This window comes from Streptomyces sp. NPDC049970 (genome assembly GCF_040660235.1).
GTDB lineage: Bacteria > Actinomycetota > Actinomycetes > Streptomycetales > Streptomycetaceae > Streptomyces.
Genome location: NZ_JBFALP010000004.1, coordinates 282,944 through 303,525, shown reverse-complemented (window position 1 = coordinate 303,525; position 20,582 = coordinate 282,944). Strand labels below are relative to the sequence as shown.

The 20,582-nt window shown below is 72.2% G+C and carries 15 protein-coding genes; 6 read left to right on the top strand and 9 right to left on the bottom strand.

Annotation, left to right across the window (positions count from 1 at the left end):
* Positions 1-165 precede the first annotated feature (165 nt).
* The 3 genes from AB0I83_RS10140 to AB0I83_RS10130 all read right to left on the bottom strand — a co-directional run bounded on the left by AB0I83_RS10140 (position 166) and on the right by AB0I83_RS10130 (position 7,315).
* Complete coding sequence (locus tag AB0I83_RS10140; RefSeq protein WP_363304255.1) at positions 166-1,818, bottom strand: serine/threonine-protein kinase; 1,653 nt, start codon at positions 1,816-1,818, stop codon at positions 166-168.
* A 116-nt stretch (positions 1,819-1,934) separates the two neighbouring features.
* Positions 1,935-5,036, bottom strand: coding sequence for a protein kinase (locus tag AB0I83_RS10135; protein WP_363304254.1), 3,102 nt, complete (start codon positions 5,034-5,036; stop codon positions 1,935-1,937).
* A 215-nt stretch (positions 5,037-5,251) separates the two neighbouring features.
* Complete coding sequence (locus AB0I83_RS10130; protein ID WP_363304253.1) at positions 5,252-7,315, bottom strand: serine/threonine-protein kinase; 2,064 nt, start codon at positions 7,313-7,315, stop codon at positions 5,252-5,254.
* 119 nt (positions 7,316-7,434) lie between these two features.
* Here AB0I83_RS10130 and AB0I83_RS10125 point away from each other — a divergent pair, with 119 nt between their 5' ends.
* Positions 7,435-8,544, top strand: coding sequence for a serine hydrolase domain-containing protein (locus AB0I83_RS10125; RefSeq protein WP_356840125.1), 1,110 nt, complete (start codon positions 7,435-7,437; stop codon positions 8,542-8,544).
* A gap of 118 nt (positions 8,545-8,662) precedes the next feature.
* Here the strand turns inward: AB0I83_RS10125 and AB0I83_RS10120 are convergent, their stop codons facing one another.
* Complete coding sequence (locus AB0I83_RS10120; protein WP_356532877.1) at positions 8,663-10,369, bottom strand: glycerol-3-phosphate dehydrogenase/oxidase; 1,707 nt, start codon at positions 10,367-10,369, stop codon at positions 8,663-8,665.
* Between the two features lie 256 nt (positions 10,370-10,625).
* Here AB0I83_RS10120 and AB0I83_RS10115 point away from each other — a divergent pair, with 256 nt between their 5' ends.
* Both AB0I83_RS10115 and AB0I83_RS10110 read left to right on the top strand, forming a co-directional pair.
* Positions 10,626-11,888, top strand: a complete 1,263-nt coding sequence (locus tag AB0I83_RS10115) for a nucleotide sugar dehydrogenase (protein ID WP_356532879.1) — start codon at positions 10,626-10,628, stop codon at positions 11,886-11,888.
* Between the two features lie 108 nt (positions 11,889-11,996).
* Positions 11,997-12,638, top strand: a complete 642-nt coding sequence (locus AB0I83_RS10110) for a hypothetical protein (protein ID WP_363304251.1) — start codon at positions 11,997-11,999, stop codon at positions 12,636-12,638.
* Positions 12,639-12,718: 80 nt separating this feature from the next.
* Here AB0I83_RS10110 and AB0I83_RS10105 read toward each other — a convergent pair whose 3' ends face one another.
* The 4 genes from AB0I83_RS10105 to AB0I83_RS10090 all read right to left on the bottom strand — a co-directional run bounded on the left by AB0I83_RS10105 (position 12,719) and on the right by AB0I83_RS10090 (position 17,148).
* The gene (locus AB0I83_RS10105; RefSeq protein WP_104788355.1) at positions 12,719-13,843 is read right to left on the bottom strand and encodes a GuaB3 family IMP dehydrogenase-related protein; all 1,125 of its coding nucleotides are present in this window, start codon (positions 13,841-13,843) and stop codon (positions 12,719-12,721) included.
* A 104-nt stretch (positions 13,844-13,947) separates the two neighbouring features.
* Entirely contained in the window at positions 13,948-15,450 is a 1,503-nt protein-coding gene (gene guaB, locus AB0I83_RS10100) for an IMP dehydrogenase (RefSeq protein WP_363304250.1), read from the bottom strand.
* A 135-nt stretch (positions 15,451-15,585) separates the two neighbouring features.
* The gene (locus tag AB0I83_RS10095) at positions 15,586-16,161 is read right to left on the bottom strand and encodes a sigma-70 family RNA polymerase sigma factor (protein ID WP_356532885.1); all 576 of its coding nucleotides are present in this window, start codon (positions 16,159-16,161) and stop codon (positions 15,586-15,588) included.
* Positions 16,162-16,536: 375 nt separating this feature from the next.
* On the bottom strand, positions 16,537-17,148 hold the full coding sequence (locus tag AB0I83_RS10090) for a response regulator transcription factor (RefSeq protein WP_003948568.1): 612 nt from the start codon (positions 17,146-17,148) through the stop codon (positions 16,537-16,539).
* Between the two features lie 425 nt (positions 17,149-17,573).
* Between AB0I83_RS10090 and AB0I83_RS10085 the strand changes: the two genes are divergently transcribed.
* A complete protein-coding gene (locus tag AB0I83_RS10085) occupies positions 17,574-17,903 on the top strand; it encodes a WhiB family transcriptional regulator (protein WP_356532886.1) in 330 nt (109 codons plus the stop codon).
* 91 nt (positions 17,904-17,994) lie between these two features.
* Here AB0I83_RS10085 and AB0I83_RS10080 read toward each other — a convergent pair whose 3' ends face one another.
* Positions 17,995-18,885 (bottom strand): LysR family transcriptional regulator, encoded by an 891-nt coding sequence (locus AB0I83_RS10080; protein WP_356532888.1) that lies wholly within the window; start codon positions 18,883-18,885, stop codon positions 17,995-17,997.
* 80 nt (positions 18,886-18,965) lie between these two features.
* Here AB0I83_RS10080 and AB0I83_RS10075 point away from each other — a divergent pair, with 80 nt between their 5' ends.
* Entirely contained in the window at positions 18,966-19,637 is a 672-nt protein-coding gene (locus AB0I83_RS10075; protein WP_363304248.1) for an MOSC domain-containing protein, read from the top strand.
* An 86-nt stretch (positions 19,638-19,723) separates the two neighbouring features.
* Complete coding sequence (locus AB0I83_RS10070; RefSeq protein WP_356532891.1) at positions 19,724-20,497, top strand: SDR family oxidoreductase; 774 nt, start codon at positions 19,724-19,726, stop codon at positions 20,495-20,497.
* Positions 20,498-20,582: the final 85 nt, after the last annotated feature.

The window sequence follows — 20,582 nt, the reverse complement described above, 5'->3', positions numbered from 1 at the left end:
ACCCGGTCATTCAGCCAGTGATCACTGGCCGAATAACAGCTGATCAGGGGCGATCCACTGTCGATATCGGCAGCGGCGGCCGGGAACCGTGAATCTTCGGCGGCCCGGCCGGCTCCGGGCGGATCCGCCCTGCGACCGCGCCGGGCCCGGCCCGACCCGCGGAGCTCAGTCGGTCTGCTCCGGCGGCTCCCAGCCGCGCAGCATGGTCTCGAAGACCTTCCGGGTCTCGGCCCGGTCCTCCTCGGGCCCGGTCATGTAGAGCGCGTACTCCGGCCCGCCGGTCTCGGCGAAGTACATCTGGTCGATGCCGTGGCGCGGGCCCGGATGGTCCTTGGACTCGACCCAGGTGAACTCCCAGCGGGAGCCGGAGCGGTCGCGGAAGACGTTCTCCTCCAGCGCGATGCGTTCGTACTCCGGCAGACGCACGGACAGGTCCTTCTCGATGCTCCGCATGTGCGCGTACGAGCTGTCGAAGTCCGGCTGCGGATCGAGGCTGATGCGGAGGCTGTGCGCACCGTTGTCCGGGCTGTAGTCGATCTGGTCGCTGCCCGTCCGCCGCTCCCAGCCGTCGGGGACGGCCAGGCTGAAGCCCTCGGGGGCGGTGATCCGCTTCCAGCCGTCGGGGACCTTCTTCAGGACGGGCTCGTCGTCCTTCCCGGTGGAGCCGTCGACCTGGTCCGCGGAGGCGGAGGGGACCGGGCCCGACCGGCCGCCGCTCGTGTCACCGTCGCCGTCCGACGCCTTCATCGCGACCAGACCCGCCGCCCCGCCGATGACGGCGGCCGCCGCGACGACGACCATGACGGTGCGCCACCGGCCCTGGTCCCGCCGGGCGGTGGGGGCCGAGGCGTGCGGGGGCGCGGGAGGCGGTGACTGGGGCTGCGGCAGCCGGGCGGTGGAACCGTCCGGTGTGGCGTAGTAGTCGCGCAGGTCGTCCTCGGAGACCCGCTGCGTCGGCACGTGCGCCTGCGCGGCACGGGGTCTGCGCCCCTCCATCGCGTCCAGCAGCATGCGCTCCGTCTCCCCGGCCGTCGGACGGTGCGCGGGGTCCTTGCGCAGCAGCGCGGTGATCACGGGTGCCAGTGCGCCACCGCGCCGCGGCGGGGCCGGCTCCTCGGTGACGACGGCCTGCATGGTGGAGATGGGGGACGTACGGCGGAAGGGCGAGGTGCCCTCGACCGCGGTGTAGAGCGTGGCCCCGAGCGACCACAGGTCCGACGCGGGGCCCGGATCGCCGCCGCGGACCCGCTCGGGGGCCAGGTAGTCGATGGAACCGACAAGTTCGCCCGTCCTGGTGATGGTGGAGTCGCCCTCTATGGCGGCGATCCCGAAGTCGGTCAGCAGGACCTGGCCGTCGCGGGCGAGCAGGACGTTGCCTGGCTTGACGTCCCGGTGCAGGACTCCGGCGTCGTGGGCCGCCCGCAGGGCACTCAGCACGTGGAGACCGATCCTGGCCGCCTCGCGCGGCTCGACCTCGCCCGACTCCTTCGTCGCGTCGGCGAGCGAGGGGCCGTCGACGTACTGCATGACGATCCACGGGCGGTTGTCGTACTCGATGACGTCGTGGACGGTGACGACCCCCGGATGCGTGATCCTGGCCGCGGCGCGCGCCTCCTTCTGCGTGCGGGCGTGCAGCACCGCACGGTCCGCCTCGGCGGCGTACAGCCCGGCGGTCAACTCCTTCACCGCCACCGTCCGATGGAGCACTTCGTCATGGGCCCGCCAGACCTTGCCCATGCCGCCGCGGCCCAGGACGTCACCCAGCCGGTACCTGCCGGCCAGTACGATCCCCGCGTCCGTTCCCTGCGCGTGTTCCACGTGTGTCCTCGCCCCGTTCCTTGGACGACAGGTTACGGAGGGCAGGCCGCCGCACGGAACCTCACATCGCGCACGAGACCGCACTGTGATGCTTGACGCGCGCGGTCGACGTCCGGTCAGGATCCGGCACGGTAACTGGAGATGGCCTGACCGTAGATCTCGGAGACCTTGTCGCGGTCGTTCTCCGGGCCGATGACCTGGACGATGTGGTACCTGCCGTCCACGATCATCACCAGGTTGCGCACGTACACCTGACGGCCGCTGCCCTCCTGCCAGGTGAACTGCCCCTCCGCCATGACCTGTCGGCCGACGTCCACCCGGCGCAGACCGGTGGAGGTGGCCCAGCTGGACTCGCGGAAGGGCTTCAACTCCGGTTCGCCGGTCCGCTGGTAGTCCAGCGGGTCGCTGCCGTTGGCCTTGACGGTGTCCCGGCCGGGCACGATCAGGACGCTGAACCCGTCGCTGCCGTAGAGGATCTGACGGTCCGAGTTCGCGGGACTGCGCTGCCATCCCTTCGGTACGCCGATCTCGAAGCCCTCGGTGTCCTTGCGCAGTTCGTACCCGGAGGCGAGCGCAACGGCGGAGCCGCTGGTCTGCGGCTTCTGCGAACCCGACGAGCCCGACGAGCCCGACGAACCGGCCGAGTCGCTCGGACCGGCCGACGCGGTCGGCCCGCCGGCGGTCTCCCGGCCCGCGGGTGCCGCGGAGTCCGAGGGCGCGGCGCCCGTTCCGGAGCCGTCCTTGGGCATGAACAGCATCGCGTAGGCGACGGCGGCGGCCATCACCAGCAGGATCAGGACCAGGAGCAGCCGTCCGAGCCTGCGCGGGGGCCGGCCACCGGGCGGCGGCTGGCGCAGGACCTTGGGGCCCTTGGGCTCACGCGGCGGGCGGGGCGGCTTCTCGTACCTCCGCGGCTCGTCCTGGTGCTGCGGCCTGCCCTGGCGGTGCCGGCCGTGCGTCGCGCCCCGGCCCCGGCGCCTGCGCACCAGCTCGCCCCGGCGGCGGACGACCGGCAGGCGGGTCGCGTCGGCGGGGGGCAGCGTGACGACGTCGGCGCCGGCCTCGGGTTCCGGCGCCGAGCGGACGAGGGAGCGCAGCCAGCCGCGCAGCTCCTCGAAGTCCGGTCGCTCCGTGGGGTCCTGACGCAGCAGCGACTCCACGACGGGGCGCAGCGGACCGCACTCCTCCGCGAAGGCGGGCGGCTCCCCGCAGACCATCTGGACCAGCTCGGCGGCGTTCTCCTCCGGATAGGGGGCGTGGCCCTGCACGGCGCGGTAGAGCAGCGCTCCGAGCGCCCACAGGTCGGTGGACGGGCCGATGGGCGGAGCGAGCTGCCAGTTGTCGTGGACGGGACCCGCCTGCTCGGGGGCCCACCGCTCGGTGACGGCGCCGACGACCGCGATGCGGGCCTGCCGGGCACGCTCGGCTGCGAGGGGCGTGGCGGGGCCGCGATACGCGGGGGTGCTGCCTTCGGCGACGACCTCGTCCCACCCGGCCGCAGGGGCGCCGGCCATGACCGGGCGCGGCAGCCGGTCCGTGCGCTCCGCGGGTCCGCTGCCGAGGCGCCGGGCGTCGGCGCGCAGCGCGTCCTCGCCGTAACCGCCGGAGCCCGAGGAGCCTCCCGCGGGCACGGGGCGGCCGGAGCCGGGCCCGTCGTCCCAGGTACCGGCGAGGTGGACACGCCGGCCGGAGTGCCCGGGGCCTTCGTCGTCATCGTCGTCGTCACCGTCATCGTCGGTGTCTTCGTACGGATACGGGTCGTCGGCCGCCTGCCCCCAGCCGCCGGTCAGCCGAGGGAGTCCCGGGGCCGGGGAGGGGCCGGGGGCGGGCTCGTCGTGGTCCCGCTCTGCTCCGGGGAGCGCGCCGGTCTCCTCGCGTCCGTCCGGAGCGGCGCCGGTCCCACGCTCGCGCTCCGCCCGCTTCTGGTCCTCGCCTGCCCGTGCGGCGGCGCGGGCCCCCGCCCGGTACGCGGCGATGGCACCGGCTCGGGCGGCACGCAACTGCGCCGGGCTCCCCGCCCCCGGCGCCGCGGGCAGGGACGGCGGCGCCACCTCGGCCTCGGCACTCCGGGCGGGCGCGGGCATGACGCCGGTGGACGGCCTGGGCGCGGGCAGAGCCTCCGGCCCTGCGGCGGCACGCGGTTCCGGCGCCCCGTACGACGTGGGCGGGCCCGAGGGATCGTGGTCGTCGTCGGGGTCCTGCGGCTCGTAGGCACCCGGCTGCCCGTACGCGTCCCGCCGGTCCGGCTCGTGCGCGTCGGACGGCTCACCGGTGCCGTGCGGCCCGTAGGGATCGGTCGTCGGCTCACCGCTGGCCCGTGCCCCGTAGGACTCGGGCGGATCCAGCGGCCCCAGCGCCCCGTAGGCCTCGGACCGCTCGTACGGGCTCGGCAGCTCCGGCAGTTCGTACGGCGTGGCAGGCCGCTGCGGGCCGGGGAGCCCCGGCGGCCCGTAGGACGCGTACGACTCCTGCGGACCGAACGGCTCCGGCGGTCCGAACGACTCCTGCGGGCCCGTCAGCTCCAGCGGCTCGTACGACTCATGCGGGTCCGGCAGCTCCGGTGGCTCGTACGGGCCGGTGGGGCCCGATTCGACCGCCGGGGGCCCGTAGGCGTTCTCCTCGTCGGGCCGCGGCGCCGGGACGTAGCCGCACAGCGCCTCCTCGGCGGCGCCGGCCGCGAGTCCCGTCAGCACGACCCGGCCGTCGTCGCAGACCAGGACCGTGCGCGTGGTGATGTTGCGGTGCGTCCAGCCGTGGGCGTGCAGCACCCGAAGTGCCGTGAGCACGTCGGAGCCGATCTCGGCGGCCCGGTACGGGTTGAGGGGCCGCTCCGCGAGGAGCGCGGCGAGCGGCCGGGCTGCGACGAGCTCGCTCACTATCCAGAGCGATCCCGCCTCCGCGAACACGTCGAAGACCTGGTCGAGGCGGGGGTGGTCGGGCACCTGGGCGGCGGCCTGCGCGGCCTCGATCGCCCGCCGGACCGCGGGGTCCGTGGGCCGGCGCACCGCCCGCCCGGTGGAGCGCCTCGTCGCCGAGGGGAGCCCGTCGGCGTCGAGCACCTCCGCGTCCACGACTTCCGGCAACGGCACCTGCCGTACGAGGACTTCCTGCCCGCTGTATGTGTCGAACGCCCGGGTGACGACCAGTTCGTACCCATCGGACGGGGGCAGCGGAAGGCGGTAGCGGTCGGCGAGTACCCGACCCGCGTAGTCGTCCACGACGCCTCCCCAGAGCGCACTGTCCCCCGGTCACGGAGACCGCGTGAATCCATGAATTGCGGTCACTTGCTGTGCAGTTGATCAATGATTCCGGCCGCGTACGGTCCTCGGTCTCTCACCATACGTGGCAAGTACCGGCCGCGCGGCCGGGTCACGGCAACCCGGCCCACTCCGTCTCCTGCCCGCCTACCGCCTGTCCACCGCCCCGAGTCCGGTCAGTCGGTGGGGGCGAACGTCGCGTACGCCGTCTTGCGCAGCGTCTTGCACTCCTCGCCGTCCCAGGCGTCCGCCTTGCAGCTGATCATGATCGAGTAGCCGTGGTCGGCGTCCGCCTTGAAGCCCCGGTTGAGTACGTGGACCGGCACGCCCTGCTGGGTGCGGGTGAACTCCCAGTCGGCGACGGTCGGGTAGCCGTTGTACTCGACCTTCCTTATCCCGATGTGCTTGTAGCCGTTACTGAGGCTCCTGGTGGCCCCCACCGCCGCCTTCCAGGCAGCCGCGGCGTCGCTCTTCGGGGAGGGGTTGTAGTCGATCTGGACGCGCGGGAAGCCACCGTCCGCGTTGTAGATGGCACCGGAGTTCTGCCCCGCTATGGCGTCGAACCGGAAGTCCCCGGGCATCGCCATGGAGAAGTGGAACTGCTTGTTGGTGACCTTCTTGTAGCCGGCGGGCAGTGCGTCCGGGTCCGGGGCGGCCTCCCCCGTCTCCGCCGAGGGCGAGGCGTCGGCGGACGCTTCCCCCTTGTCGTCGCCCTGGCCGTCCTTGCCGCCGTCCTGCGTGTCGCTGTCCTTGTCCTTGCCCGCGCCTCCACCGGTGGCGGCCTCGGCGTCGCCGCCAGACCCGGCGCCCGCCGACGCGGCGGTGTCGCCCTTCGATCCGGTGCCCTCGTCACCCGCACTGCCGTCACCCAGGGTGAGGGCGAGGACCGTGCCGAGGACGGCGAGGACGACGACGCCGGCGATGATCGCCAGCGTGCGGCGCGGCACGACGTCGGTGATCGAGGCGCGCGTCCGATCGGGCCGCCCGCCGGGACCGGCGGCGGAAGCCGTGGCGGCCTGGGTGCCCGAGTCCTGCGCGGGCACCGGGGCTACGGCGCCTGCCGGGGCCTTCGCGTTGCGCACGGACCGGAGCGCGCCGCGCAGCCGCTCCCGGGTGCCCTCCGAGGTCCCGGATCCGCCCGTCGCGTCGCTCGCGGAGGCGGTGCCGGACGCCTGCCCGGTCCGGCCCGCGCTCCCGGCGTCGGCGACGGACGCGCCGACGGCCGCCGCGGAGGCCGCTGCCGCGGCCTTCCTGGCACCGCCGCCCGATCCGCCCCGGTCGCTCCTGCTGCTCTTGGGGCCCTTGCCGCTCTTGGGCGTCCTGGGGTCGCCGATCTTGGGCAGCGCCATGATCTGGGTGCGCTCGGCCGGGGGCGTGACGGGCGCGTCAGGAGCGTTGATCACTGCGTTGAGCAGGACACGCGCCCCGGCGTCGTCCAGTCGCTGGTCGGGGTCGCGGGTCAGCAGGCCGTAGATGACCTCTTCCAGCGGGCCCGCGTGCTCCGGCGGCTCGACCGGCTCGGTCATCACGGCCGTCAGCGTGGCGATGGCCGAGCCCTTGTCGTACGGCGGGCGTCCCTCGACGCTCGCGTACAGCAGTCCGCCGAGGGACCACAGGTCGGCGGGCGGCCCCGGCTTGTGTCCCCGGGCCCGCTCGGGCGAGATGTACGAGGGTGCGCCGACGAGCATGCCGGTCGAGGTGACGGAGGGGTCGCCCTCGACCTGCGCGATGCCGAAGTCGGTCAGGACGACCCGGCCGTCCTCGGAGATCAGTACGTTGGAGGGCTTCACGTCCCGGTGCAGGATGCCCTCCCGGTGCGCCGAACGCAGCACGTCGAGAATGGCCAGGCCGACCTCGGCCGCACGCCTGGGCGTGAGCGTCCCGTCCTCACGGATCACCTCGGCGAGGGACTTGCCCTCGATGAGCTCCATGACGATCCACGGCCGGTCGTCCTCGTCCACCACGTCGTAGACGGTCACCGCGCTGGTGTTGCGGATCCGCGCGATGGCCTTCGCCTCACGCAGGGTCCGCGTGATCAGACGGCGCTTCTCGTCGTCGTCGATGGCCGACGGGAACCGCAGTTCCTTGACCGCGACGGTCCGCCCCAACGTCTCGTCGGCAGCACGCCAGACCGTGCCCATGCCGCCCCGGCCGAGCACCTCCCCGAGGCGGTAGCGCCCCGCGAGGAGACGTCCTTCCTTGTCCCGTTGGGGCTCCTGCGCCTGCTCCGCCTCCGACATGCGTCCCCTCTGCGATCAACCCGCCCTGGCAGAGCGTTCATTGTCCCTCACCCCGGGACCGGTCATGGTGCCGGGTCCGGGGTCGGCCATCATGTGGCCGGAGGAAGGAACCCCCTGCCATGCCGATTTCCAGGGCGCTGCTCGCCACCCCGCTGGTGCTGTTACTTCTCGCCCTGGGAAGCACGAGTATGCCCAGCGAACCACACCTCACGTCCGCATCGTCCTACCTCCCCCGGCTCGTCGTCGAGGGCCGCGCTCCGGCGGCCGCCTTTCTGGCACGTCACAACGGCCGTGGCCACTACGGGATCTACGACTCGGCGGGGTCCGGGATCCGGGCCGCCGATCGCTTCCGGGCGGGCAGCGTCACGAAGTCGTTCGTCGCGACGGTCGTCCTCCAACTGGCCGAGGAGGGTGCGCTGCGGCTGGAGGACAGCGTCGAGGACCACCTGCCGGGTCTGGTGCGCGGCCACGGGAACGACGGCACCCGCATCACGCTGCGCGCCCTGCTGACCCATACCAGCGGCCTCTACGACTACACGGCGGCCCTGCCCGCCGACGACCCCGCGTTCACGGGCGCCGCCGGTCCGTCCGCGCAGCCGCTGAGCCCCGAGGCCGCGATCCGTACGGCGACGGCCAGGCCCCCGGCGGCGCGCGGCTCCTACGCGTACTCGAACACCGACTACGTCCTGCTCGGCATGGTCGTCCAGCGCGTCACCGGGCGCTCGTACGCCGCCGAGATCGGACGCCGCATCCTCACACCGCTCCGGCTGACCGGCACATCGCTGCCCGGCGCCCGCACCACCCTCCCGCTCCCGCACTCGCGGGGCTATCACCGCTCCGCCGCGGACGGGACACTGCGCGACGTCACCGCCATGGACCCGAGGTTCGCCGGCGCCGCCGGGGAGCTGGTCTCCACCCTGGAGGACCTCGACCGCTTCTACGCGGCGCTGCTGGGCGGCCGGCTCCTGCCACCGGCCCGGCTGGCCGAGCTTCTCGACACCCGGGCCACGGAGGGCTGGTACGGCATGGGTGTCTATCCCCGGAAGCTCTCCTGCGGCACCACCGTCTGGGGCCACAACGGGCACTTCACCGGCAGTTACGTCCGGTCCGCAGCGACCCGCGACGGCCGGCACGTCTTCACCTTCCGGGTCAACATGGACACCTTGTCCGCTCCCGGCCTGGAAACGGTGCTGCTGGAGGCGGAGTTCTGCGCCCGGAGGCGTCCGTAGCCCTCCGGGCGCAGACCCGGAGCCGCAGAACCGAAGCCGCGGCACCAGGGGACGCGGCACTCCGGCGCGGGCTCAGACAAAGCCCGCACGCCCCCACCGCCGCCTCCCGTAGCCGCCCTCAGAGCGGCGAGATGTCCGGCGCGCCCAGCCGCGCCGCGTCAGCCGTCAGGTCGTCGGGCTGCCGCTGCGACTCCCGCTCCGCCTCGACCCGCTTGCGGTAGTGCTCCACCTCGCGCTCGACCTGGTCCGTGTCCCAGCCGAGGACCGGCGCCATGAGATCGGCGCACTCGCGCGCGCACCGGGTGCCCCGGTCGAAGGTCTCGATGGAGATCCGGGTGCGCCGGGTCAGGACGTCGTCGAGGTGCCGGGCGCCCTCGTGCGACGCGGCGTAGACGACCTCGGCTCGCAGGTAGTCCTCGGCGCCGGCCAGCGGGTCGCCCAGCGAGGAGTCGGCGGCGATGAGTTCCAGGAGCTCCTCGGTCATGGAGCCGTACCGGTTGAGCAGGTGCTCCACACGGACCACGTGCAGTCCCGTCCGGGCCGCGAGCCTGGCGCGGGCGTTCCACAGGGCCCGGTAGCCCTCGGCGCCCAGGAGCGGGATCTCCTCCGTGACGCATTCGGCCACCCGCTGGTCGAGTCCGTGCACGGCCTCGTCGACGGCGTCCTTGGCCATCACCCGGTACGTCGTGTACTTGCCGCCCGCCACGACGACCAGCCCGGGCGCCGGGTGGGCGACCGTGTGCTCGCGTGAGAGCTTGCTCGTGGCGTCGGACTCGCCGGCCAGCAGCGGACGCAGCCCGGCGTAGACCCCCTCGACGTCGTCCCTGCCGAGCGGGGTGTTCAGCACCGAGTTGACGTGTTCGAGCAGGTAGTCGATGTCGGCGCTGGAGGCGGCCGGATGCGCCTTGTCGAGGTCCCAGTCGGTGTCCGTCGTGCCGATGATCCAGTGCCGGCCCCAGGGGATCACGAAGAGCACGGACTTCTCGGTCCGCAGGATGAGGCCGGTCGAGGAGTGGATGCGGTCCTTGGGCACCACCAGGTGGATGCCCTTCGACGCCCGGACGTGGAACTGCCCGCGCTCCCCGATCAGCGCCTGGGTGTCGTCCGTCCACACCCCGGTGGCGTTGACGACCTGCTTGGCCCTGATGTCGTACTCGCCGCCGTTCTCGACGTCCTGCACGCGCGCGCCGACGACCCGCTCGCCCTCCCGGAGGAAGCCGGTCACCCGCGCGCCGTTCGCCACGTGCGCGCCGTATCCCGCGGCCGTGCGCACCAGGGTCGCCACATAGCGCGCGTCGTCCATCTGGGCGTCGTAGTACTGGAGGGCCCCGACCAGTGCGTCCTTCTTCAGGGCGGGGGCGACGCGCAGCGCGTGGCGGCGGGAGAGGTGCCGGTGCACGGGCAGACCCCGCCCGTGGCCGGAGGAGACCGACATCGCGTCGTACAGCGCGACGCCGGAGCCCGCGTAGAGCCGCTCCCACCCCTTGTGCCGCAAGGGGTAGAGGAAGGGGACGGGTTTCACCAGGTGCGGGGCGAGCCGCTCCAGCAGCAGCCCTCGCTCCTTGAGCGCCTCGCGTACGAGCGCGAAGTCCAGCATCTCCAGATAGCGCAGGCCGCCGTGGACCAGCTTGCTCGACCTGCTGGAGGTCCCGGACGCCCAGTCGCGCGCCTCGACCAGCCCGGTGGAGAGTCCTCTGGTCGCCGCGTCCAGCGCGGTCCCGGCGCCGACCACGCCCGCTCCCACGACCAGCACGTCCAGTTCGCGCTCGGCCATCGCGGCCAGCGCTTCGGTGCGCTCCGCGGGTCCCAGTGTCGCTGTCCTCACTGCTGCCTCCCGGTATTCCCGGTACGTCGGGGTGCTACGGCACCGAAGCGGCACCGGCCGGAGAGCCGGGCGCATGTGCCCACCACTCGATTCTGTCCGCGGTCGGCCACTTCAGCCACCGCCTGTGGACAACACCCGGCCCACAGGACCCACAGAATGCGACATATAGGTCATATTTACGCCTAGTCTGACATAGCACTGTCCACAGCAGTTGCGCTTTCAGCCTCTTGGTCTTAGGGAAAGGACGGCTTTCCGCATGCCCGCAGACCTCGCTGTCATCGGACTCGGTCACCTCGGCCTGCCCCTCGCCCAAGCGGCAGTCGGCGTGGGGATCCACACCGTCGGCTACGACACCGACCCACGCCCCTACGCGGAACTCTCGGCCGGCCGTACGCCGGTCGAGGGATCCCTCAGCGCCTCCGACATCCGCAGGATGGTCTCGGGCGGCTTCCGGCCCACCGCGGACCCGGCCGAGCTGGGCCGGGTCCGTACCGCCGCGATCTGCGCCCCCACCCCGCTCGGACCGGACAGGACCCTCGACCTCGGCGCCGTGACCGACGCGGCCCGGGCCCTCGCCGCCCGGCTCAGACCGCACACCACGGTCCTGGTGGAGTCGGCGGTGCCGCCCGGCACCACCGAGAACATCGTGCGTCCGCTCCTGGAGGAGGGGTCAGGGCTGCGCGCCGGACGCGACTTCCACCTCGCCCACTCCCCCGGCCGCCTCGACCCCGGCAACCGCACCCACGTCTACGCCAACACCCCCAAGGTGATCGGCGGGCTCACCTCCGCCTGCACCGAATCGGCCGCCGCCTTCTACGGACGGCTCACCGACAAGGTCGTCCGGGCCCGGGGACCGCGCGAGGCGGAGATGACGAAGGTCCTCGAAACCAACTTCCGGCACGTCAACATCGCACTCGTCAACGAGATGGCGGTGCTCTGCCACGACCTCGGTGTCGACCTCTGGGACGTCATCAGGTGCGCCGAGACCAAGCCCTTCGGCTTCCAGCCGTTCCGCCCGGGGCCGGGCGTCGGCGGCCACGGCGCCCCGGTGGACCCCGGTTACTTCCCCTACAACAGCCGGACTCCCGGCCATCCGCTGCGCATGGTCTCGCTGGCCAAGGAGATCAACGACCGGATGCCCAGCTATGTGATCCAGCGCTGCGCGACGCTGCTGAACGAGCACGGCAAGTCCGTCAGGGGGGCCAGGGTCCTGCTGCTCGGCATCACGTACAAGCCCGACCTCGCCGACCAGGAGGCCTCCCCCGCCCGCGAGATCGCGACCCGGCTGATGGACATGGGCGCCCAGATCGGCTACCACGACCCGCACGTCCTGGACTGGCGCGTACGCGATCTGCCCGTGCCCCGCGCCGACTCCCTGTACGAGGCCGCCGCCGGGGCGGACCTGACGGTGCTCCTCCAGCACCACCGCACCTACGACCTCCAGGGCCTCGCGGTGAAGGCCCAACTCCTCCTGGACACACGGGGTGCCACCCCGGCGGGAGCGGCACACCGGCTGTGACCACCCCTGGGCCGCCAGGATCGCCGGGCGGTCGTGTCGGCGCGGGCTGCTAGCCTGCGGCGTCACTTCTCGCACAGCCGTGCGCATTGCCCCAGGGGGAGCACCACCATGAGCCAGCCCGTACCACCGAACCAGCAGCCGCACGGCGGACAGCCCGTCGACGGAAACCCGTACGCGGACCAGCAGCCTCCGGCCCCCACCGGCAACCCGTACGCCGGACAGCAGCCGCCCGCTCCCACCGGCAACCCCTTCGCCGGACAGCAGCCGCCCGCTCCGACCGGCAACCCGTTCGCCGGACAGCAGCCCGGCCAGTTCGGCGGGGGCCCGTTCCCGCACGCCCCGCAGCCCTCGCGCAACAACCCGGGCCTCGGCCTGCTGGCGGCTCTCGGCGCGGCGGTGGTCGCGGCGATCCTCTACGGCCTGCTCGCAGGCTCGATCGAGCGCGAAGTCGGCTACGCGGCCGTCGGCGTCGGCTTCCTGATCGGCTTCGCGGCGAGCAAGGCCGGCGGACCGCTCCCGGCCGTCAGCGTCGTCAGCGCCGTCGTCGCCCTGGGCGCGGTCCTCATGGGCCAGCTCATCGGCATGGCCATGATCGTCGCGGAGGCCAACGGAGTCGGCTTCTCCGAGGTGTTCTTCGACCGCTTCGGCGACCTCTTCAACGCCTGGAAGGAGCTGTCGGACTTCATGACGTACCTCTTCCTCGTCCTGGGCCCCATCGGCGCGATCGGTGGTGCCAGGAAGGGCGCCTGACACCTCGTGGCACGCAGGACGGCCCGGACCACTTCCACGGTCCGGGCCGTCCTGCGTGCTGCGTGCTGCGGGGCGGTGTGTCAGCGGCGGTGCTGCGAGTCCGCCACCGTCACCTCGACGCGCTGGAACTCCTTGAGGTCGCTGTACCCAGTGGTCGCCATCGCCCGGCGCAGCGCGCCGAAGATGTTCATCGAGCCGTCGGGGTTGTGCGAGGGGCCCGTGAGGACCTCCTCCGTCGTGCCGACGGAGCCCAGGTCGACCAGCTTGCCGCGCGGCACGTCCTCGTGGACGGCCTCCATGCCCCAGTGCCGGCCACGGCCGGGCGCGTCCGTCGCGCGGGCCAGCGGGGAGCCCATCATCACCGCGTCCGCGCCGCAGGCGATGGCCTTCGGCAGGTCGCCGGACCAGCCGACGCCGCCGTCCGCGATGACGTGCACGTAACGGCCGCCGGACTCGTCCATGTAGTCGCGGCGCGCCCCGGCGACGTCGGCGACGGCGGTGGCCATCGGGACCTGGATCCCGAAGACGTTGCGCGTGGTGTGCGCGGCACCGCCGCCGAACCCGACGAGGACACCGGCGGCACCGGTCCGCATGAGGTGCAGGGCCGCGGTGTACGTGGCGCAGCCGCCGACGATGACCGGGACGTCCAGCTCGTAGATGAACTGCTTCAGGTTCAGCGGCTCCGCTGCACCCGAGACGTGCTCGGCGGAGACCGTCGTGCCGCGGATGACGAAGATGTCCACACCCGCGTCGACGACGGCCTTGGAGAACTGCGCGGTGCGCTGCGGTGACAGCGCGGCGGCGGTGACGACACCGGAGTCGCGCACCTCCTTGATGCGCTGCCCGATCAGCTCCTCCTGGATGGGGGCGGAGTAGATCTCCTGGAGCCGCGGGGTGGCGGTCTCGACGGGCATCTCGGCGATCTCGTCGAGGAGCGCCTGCGGGTCGGCGTGCCGGGTCCACAGCCCCTCGAGGTTGAGGACTCCGAGGCCGCCCAGCTCACCGATGCGGATGGCGGTCTGCGGGGAGACCACCGAGTCCATCGGCGCGGCCAGGAACGGCAGCTCGAAACGGTAGGCGTCGATCTGCCAGGCGATCGAGACCTCCTTCGGGTCACGGGTGCGTCGGCTCGGTACGACGGCGATGTCGTCGAACGCGTATGCCCTGCGGCCGCGCTTGCCGCGCCCGATCTCGATCTCAGTCACGATGGTGTGGCCTTTCCTCTACGTCTGCGCTGACCAGTATCCCCGACGCACGCGTGAGGGGCGGTCCCGGGAACACCGGTCCGCCCCTCACCTGCGCTGATGCCTTACTTCCTGCTGTAGTTCGGTGCTTCGACCGTCATCTGGATGTCGTGCGGGTGGCTCTCCTTGAGACCCGCCGAGGTGATCCGGACGAAGCGGCCCTTGGTCTCCATCTCGTCGACCGAGGCGGCGCCGACGTACCCCATGGTCTGGCGGAGGCCGCCGACCAGCTGGTGGAGGACGTTGGCCAGCGGGCCGCGGTAGGGCACCTGCCCCTCGATGCCCTCGGGCACGAGCTTGTCGTCCGAGGAGACCTCGGCCTGGAAGTAGCGGTCCTTGGAGTACGAACGCCCCTGCCCGCGGGACTGCATGGCGCCCAGCGAACCCATGCCGCGGTACGACTTGAACTGCTTGCCGTTGATGAACATCAGCTCGCCCGGCGACTCCTCGCAGCCCGCGAGGAGGCTGCCCAGCATCACGCTGTGCGCACCGGCGGACAGCGCCTTGCCGATGTCGCCGGAGTACTGGAGGCCGCCGTCGCCGATCACGGGGACGCCCGCGGCACGGGCGGCGAGCGCGGCCTCGTAGATCGCGGTGACCTGGGGGACGCCGATGCCGGCCACCACGCGGGTGGTACAGATCGAGCCGGGGCCGACGCCGACCTTCACGCCGTCGACACCGGCGTCGATCAGGGCCTGGGCGCCGTCGCGGGTGGCGACGTTACCGCCGATGACGTCGATGGCGACGCTCGACTTGATCTTCGCCATCCAGTCCAGGGCGTTGCTGCTGTGTCCGTGCGAGGTGTCGACGATCAGGAAGTCGACGCCCGCGGACGCCAGCGCCTGCGCACGGTCCAGCGCCTCGGGGCTGGCGCCGACGGCCGCGCCGACCAGGAGACGGCCTTCGGCGTCCTTGGCGGCGTTCGGGTACTGCTCGGCCTTCTTGAAGTCCTTGACCGTGATCAGGCCCTTGAGGATGCCCGCCTCGTCGACCAGCGGCAGCTTCTCGATCTTGTGGCGGCGCAGCAGTTCCATGGCCTCCACACCTGAGATGCCGACCCGGCCGGTGACGAGGGGCATCGGCGTCATGACCTCGCGCACCTGGCGCGCCCGGTCCGACTCGAAGGCCATGTCACGGTTGGTCACGATGCCGAGGAGCTTCCCCGAGGCGTCGGTGACCGGCACCCCGCTGATGCGGAACTTCGCGCAGAGCGCGTCCGCCTCGCCGAGCGTGGCGTCGGGGTGCACGGTGATCGGGTCGGTGACCATGCCCGACTCGGACCGCTTGACCAGGTCGACCTGGTTCACCTGGTCCTCGATCGAGAGGTTGCGGTGCAGTACGCCGACGCCGCCCTGACGGGCCATGGCGATGGCCATCCGGGCTTCGGTCACCTTGTCCATGGCGGCCGACAACAGGGGGATGTTCACCCGCACGTTGCGCGAGATGAGGGTCGAGGTGTCGACCGCGTTGGGCAGCACCTCGGACGCGCCCGGCAGCAGCAGCACGTCGTCGTATGTCAGCCCGAGCGTCGCGAACTTCTCAGGCACTCCGTCGACGTTTGCAGTCATGACACCTTCCCCAAATGGTCTTGATCGGTGCGGATGTCCATGCTAACGGGCTCCCGGGGTGTCTCATTCCACGATCGGGAGCGGTCGGCGCTTCTGTGGCTCGCCCCACACGGCGGGAGCCTCCGGAACCGGTCCCTACTGGCCCGCGAGGGCCCGCAGCCGACTCAGCGCGCGGTGCTGGGCGACCCGGACCGCGCCGGGGGACATGCCGAGCATCTGCCCCGTCTCCTCGGCGGTCAGCCCGACCGCGACCCGCAGGACCAGGAGCTCGCGCTGGTTCTCCGGCAGGTTGGCGAGCAGCTTCTTCGCCCAGGCCGCATCACTGCTGAGCAGCGCCCGCTCCTCCGGACCGAGCGAATCGTCGGGCCGCTCCGGCATCTCGTCGGAGGGCACGGCCGTCGACCCGGGGTGCCGCATCGCGGCGCGCTGGAGGTCGGCGACCTTGTGTCCCGCGATGGCGAAGACGAACGCCTCGAAGGGTCTCCCGGTGTCCTTGTAACGCGGCAGCGCCATCAGGACCGCGACACAGACCTCCTGCGCGAGGTCCTCCACGAAGTGACGGGCATCACCGGGCAGCCGGTTCAGCCGGGACCTGCAGTAGCGCAGCGCGAGGGGATGGACGTGGGCCAGCAGGTCGTGAGTGGCCTGCGCGTCGCCGTCGACGGCCTGGTGCACCAGAGCACCGATCACCGTCGTCCCGTCCTCGCGCATCGGACCATGGTGCCTTGACACCGTCCGATCCGCCGCATCGCGTCCGGAGTTGTGCACCGAAGCGTTATCAGCGGGTGTAACCGCACTGCCGGCGGGCGCCTCGGCCCGGTCGGCCCGCGCGTCGGGTTGTACGTCGTCGGCGCTGGGAGCGGGTGCTCCAGCGTTCTGAGCGGGTGCGCCGGATGTCATGCCCTGCGCCCTCCCCTTCCGCTCGACCGAATGTCCCCGGAGGAACTCCACGCCTCAAGGATGCGGCATCGGCCGGGAAGCGTCACATACCGCCGGCGGGGAGGGCCCGGCCGCGGGTCCGTCACCACCGCCGCCCGTCCGCCGGTGTGCGGACGGGATCACGCGGCTACCGGGTGGCCCGCCGGGTCAACGGACCAGGCCCCAGCGGAAACCGAGCGCCACCGCGTGCGCACGGTCGGAGGCCCCGAGTTTCTTGAACAGGCGCCTGGCGTGGGTCTTCACCGTGTCCTCGGAGAGGAAGAGCTCGCGCCCGATCTCCGCGTTGGAGCGGCCGTGGCTCATGCCTTCCAGCACCTGGATCTCCCGCGCGGTGAGCGTCGGCGCCGCACCCATCTCGGCGGACCGCAGCCGGCGCGGGGCGAGCCGCCACGTCGGATCGGCGAGCGCCTGGGTCACGGTCGCGCGCAGCTCGGCGCGGGAGGCGTCCTTGTGCAGGTAGCCGCGGGCCCCGGCGGCGACCGCGAGCGCGACACCGTCCAGGTCCTCGGCGACGGTCAGCATGATGATCCGGGCACCGGGGTCGGCCGAGAGCAGTCGCCGGACCGTCTCCACACCTCCCAGACCGGGCATGCGCACGTCCATCAGAATCAGATCCGAACGGTCGGCCCCCCAGCGACGGAGGACTTCCTCACCGTTGGCCGCCGTAGTCACACGCTCGACGCCGGGAACGGTCGCAACCGCGCGGCGGAGCGCCTCCCGGGCGAGAGGGGAGTCGTCGCAGACGAGAACGGATGTCATGACCGTCCTCCGCAGCTGATGCGCGTCACCTTGAGCCTCCAGGCTGATACAAGTCGTCACCTGTGCGGTTGACCCCCTCGGACATCTGCCCGAGCTCGTTCTCCGTCAACCGCCTCCCCCTCATCAACGATGGTCACTCGAAAGAGTTACGGTCCGAGGTGCCCGGTTCGGCACTCTAAGTGAGGGGTCGCACACGGAGGGGGTTCGACACGGGATCCCCCGCCGTCCGATCGACTCCTCACACATCGATCTGCCCCATTTAGCGGGTTTTCTTCACTTTTGCTGGCGTCTATGGCTAGATTCGTAATCAGTCATATTTACATCTACTAACACCGTAGATGTACCGTCGGGACTCCAGGTCGCCGACGAGCACCGACGGTCGAGGACACCGTTTCCGAAGCAGCAAGGTTTCGAGGGGACACGCAATGGCAGATTTCTCCCGCCTTCCAGGACCCAACGCGGATCTGTGGGACTGGCAGCTGCTGGCCGCCTGCCGCGGGGTCGACAGTTCGCTGTTCTTCCACCCCGAGGGAGAACGCGGCGCAGCCCGGAGTGCCCGTGAGACCTCGGCGAAGGAGGTCTGCATGCGCTGCCCGGTACGCGCCGAGTGCGCGGCGCACGCCCTCGCGGTCAGGGAGCCCTACGGCGTGTGGGGCGGACTGACCGAGGACGAGCGCGAGGAGCTCATGGGCCGCGCCCGCAACCGTCTGATCTCCGCCCACTCCGCGCCGGCCGAAGGGTCAGGACCCACCTGACAACCCGCACGGCCCATCGAGCGCAGAAACGTTTCCTCAGACCCGGTGCACCCTCGGCACGACGTGCGCCGGGCACCGCGTGGTGCGCCCGTCAGCGCGCGGCCGCCAGGGACAGCTGGTCCAGGGTGGCCGCCACCGCCGGAACCCGCGCGAGGTCGGGCAGGGTCAGCGCGACGATCTCCCGCTCCACCGCCGGCTCCACCGTCACCGTCCGTACCCCCTTGGGGCGTACGGACTCGAGGGCCAGCTCGGGCAGGACGGCCACGCCGAGCCCGGCTCCGACCAGACCGATCACCGCCGGGTAGTCGTCGGTGGCGAAATCGATCCGGGGGGTGAATCCGGACTCCTCGCAGACCTCGACCAGCTGGCGCCGGCAGCGCGGGCAGCCGGCGATCCAGGACTCCTCGGCCAGCTCCGCGACTCCCACGACGTCCGCCCCGGCCAGCCGGTGCCCCTCGGGGACCAGTCCGACCAGCCGGTCGGTGAGCAGCGGGCGCACGACGAGGTCCTCCCACTCGCCGCCGCCGGCTCCGTAACGGAAGGCGAGCGCGATGTCGCAGTCACCGTCGCGCAACAGCTCCACCGAGCGCGGCGGTTCGGACTCGACGAGCGACACCCGGGTGCCGGGGTGTGCGGCACGGAGCGCCGCGAGGGCACCGGGGACGAGGGTGGAGCTACCGCTCGGGAAGGACACGAGCCGGACCCGGCCGGCCCGCAGCCCGGCGATCGCGGCGACCTCCTCCTCGGCGGCGGTGAGCCCGGCGAGGATCCCGGAGGCGTGACGCACCAGCGCCTCGCCCGCCTGCGTGAGCCGCATCTCGCGTCCGGTACGGATGAGCAGCGGCGTGCCGGCGGAGCTCTCCAGTGCCTTCATCTGCTGGCTGACGGCGGGCTGGGTGCAGCCCAGATCACGCGCGGCGGCGGAGAACGATCCGGTGGTGGCCACGGCACGCAGTACACGGAGATGACGGGCTTCGATCACCCCTCAACCATAAGCGACGCTTGCAGAACTGTCCGATAAATCATGAGCGGCTTTGATTACCGCACGCTAACTTGTCCGGCATGAAGGTGCTCACCGTGAACCTCGGCCGTCCCACGCCCTCCGCGCACTCCGACGCGGCCGACCGCCTCACCGGGATCGGCAAGCAGCCGGCCGACGGCCCGGTGCGGGTCGCGGACCCCGGCCCCAAGGGCACCGGCGGCAGCGGCCTGTCCGGGGACGCGGTGTGCGACCTGCGGCACCACGGCGGCACCGACCAGGCGGTGTACGCCTACGCCCGCGAGGAGCTCGACGCCTGGGAGAAGGTGCTCGGCCGGCCCCTGGCCAACGGCGCGTTCGGCGAGAACCTGACGACCTCCGGCCTCGTCGTCAGCCACGCCCGGATCGGGGAACGCTGGCGGATCGGTGACGAGCTGGTCCTGGAGGTCACGTCGGGCCGCATCCCGTGCCGTACGTTCGCGGGCCACATGGGCGAGTCCGGGTGGGTGAAGCGCTTCACCCGCGAGGCGGCCACGGGCGCCTACCTGCGGGTGATCCGGCCGGGGACGATCAGTTCGGGCGACCCGGTCGAGGTGGTGCACCGCCCCGGCCACGACATCACCGCGGCCATGGAGTTCCGGGCGACGACGACGGAACGCACCCTGCTGCCGGGCCTGCTCGCCGCCGGGGACGCGCTGCACGGCGAGACGCTCCGGCGTGCGCGGGCGTACGCGGCCGACGCCGACACCGCCTGACCCGCTCCCCGGCCCGTGCGGTGCCCGCATGCCCGCAGGTCGGGCTGGTCGTCGGCCCACACGCGCGGGGCACTAACGTGCCGCCTATGACGACTGCACTGATTACGGGCGCGACGGCGGGGATCGGGGCCGCCTTCGCACGGCGGCTCGCGAGTGACGGGCACAACCTGGTGCTGGTGGCCCGTGACACGGAGCGGCTGCGGGCCCAGGCCACTGAGCTGCACGACGGACACGGCATCGAGGCCGAGGTCCTGACGGCCGACCTGTCCACGGACGCCGGGATCGAGGCGGTCGAAGCACGGTTGACGGACCGTCACAGCCCGGTGGACCTGCTGGTCAACAACGCCGGATTCGGCAACAAGGGCCGCTACCTCGACGTGTCCGTCGCCGACGAGCTGACCATGCTGAAGGTGCACTGCGAGGCGGTGCTGCGGCTGACCTCCGCCGCCGCGGGTTCGATGCGGGAGCGCGGTCGCGGCGGAGTGGTCAACGTGGCGTCGGTGGCCGCCTTCCTGCCCCGGGGGACGTACGGGGCCTCGAAGGCGTGGGTCGTGCAGTTCACCCAGGGCGCGGCGAAGGACCTGGCCGGTTCGGGTGTGCGGCTGATGGCGCTCTGCCCCGGCTTCGTACGCACGGAGTTCCACGAGCGGGCCGGGATGGGCACGGGCGACATCCCGGACTGGATGTGGCTCGACGCGGACAAACTGGTGACCGCCGCCCTGGCGGACCTGGCCCGGGGGAGGTCGGTGTCGATCCCGGATCCTCGGTACAAGGCGCTGATGGGCCTGGTGAAGCTCACGCCCCGGAGCCTGCTCGGCGGCGTGACCACACGCGCGGGCCGGACGTACGGCCCGAAGTAGGCGGAAGGTCGGGCACCCGCCACCGGAAACGCACCGAGGCCCGGTGCCCCCGCGACGGGGGTACCGGGCCTCGGCGGCGTACCGG

Excerpts from the sequence above, each read along its gene's own strand:
- AB0I83_RS10130 (WP_363304253.1), bottom strand. The coding sequence starts at position 7,315 with ATGTCGGAGGCGGAGCAGGCGCAGGAGCCCCAACGGGACAAGGAAGGA.
- AB0I83_RS10125 (WP_356840125.1), top strand. The coding sequence starts at position 7,435 with ATGCCGATTTCCAGGGCGCTGCTCGCCACCCCGCTGGTGCTGTTACTT.
- AB0I83_RS10115 (WP_356532879.1), top strand. The coding sequence starts at position 10,626 with ATGCCCGCAGACCTCGCTGTCATCGGACTCGGTCACCTCGGCCTGCCC.
- AB0I83_RS10110 (WP_363304251.1), top strand. The coding sequence starts at position 11,997 with ATGAGCCAGCCCGTACCACCGAACCAGCAGCCGCACGGCGGACAGCCC.
- guaB (WP_363304250.1), bottom strand. The coding sequence starts at position 15,450 with ATGACTGCAAACGTCGACGGAGTGCCTGAGAAGTTCGCGACGCTCGGG.
- AB0I83_RS10095 (WP_356532885.1), bottom strand. The coding sequence starts at position 16,161 with ATGCGCGAGGACGGGACGACGGTGATCGGTGCTCTGGTGCACCAGGCC.
- AB0I83_RS10090 (WP_003948568.1), bottom strand. The coding sequence starts at position 17,148 with ATGACATCCGTTCTCGTCTGCGACGACTCCCCTCTCGCCCGGGAGGCG.
- AB0I83_RS10085 (WP_356532886.1), top strand. The coding sequence starts at position 17,574 with ATGGCAGATTTCTCCCGCCTTCCAGGACCCAACGCGGATCTGTGGGAC.
- AB0I83_RS10075 (WP_363304248.1), top strand. The coding sequence starts at position 18,966 with ATGAAGGTGCTCACCGTGAACCTCGGCCGTCCCACGCCCTCCGCGCAC.
- AB0I83_RS10070 (WP_356532891.1), top strand. The coding sequence starts at position 19,724 with ATGACGACTGCACTGATTACGGGCGCGACGGCGGGGATCGGGGCCGCC.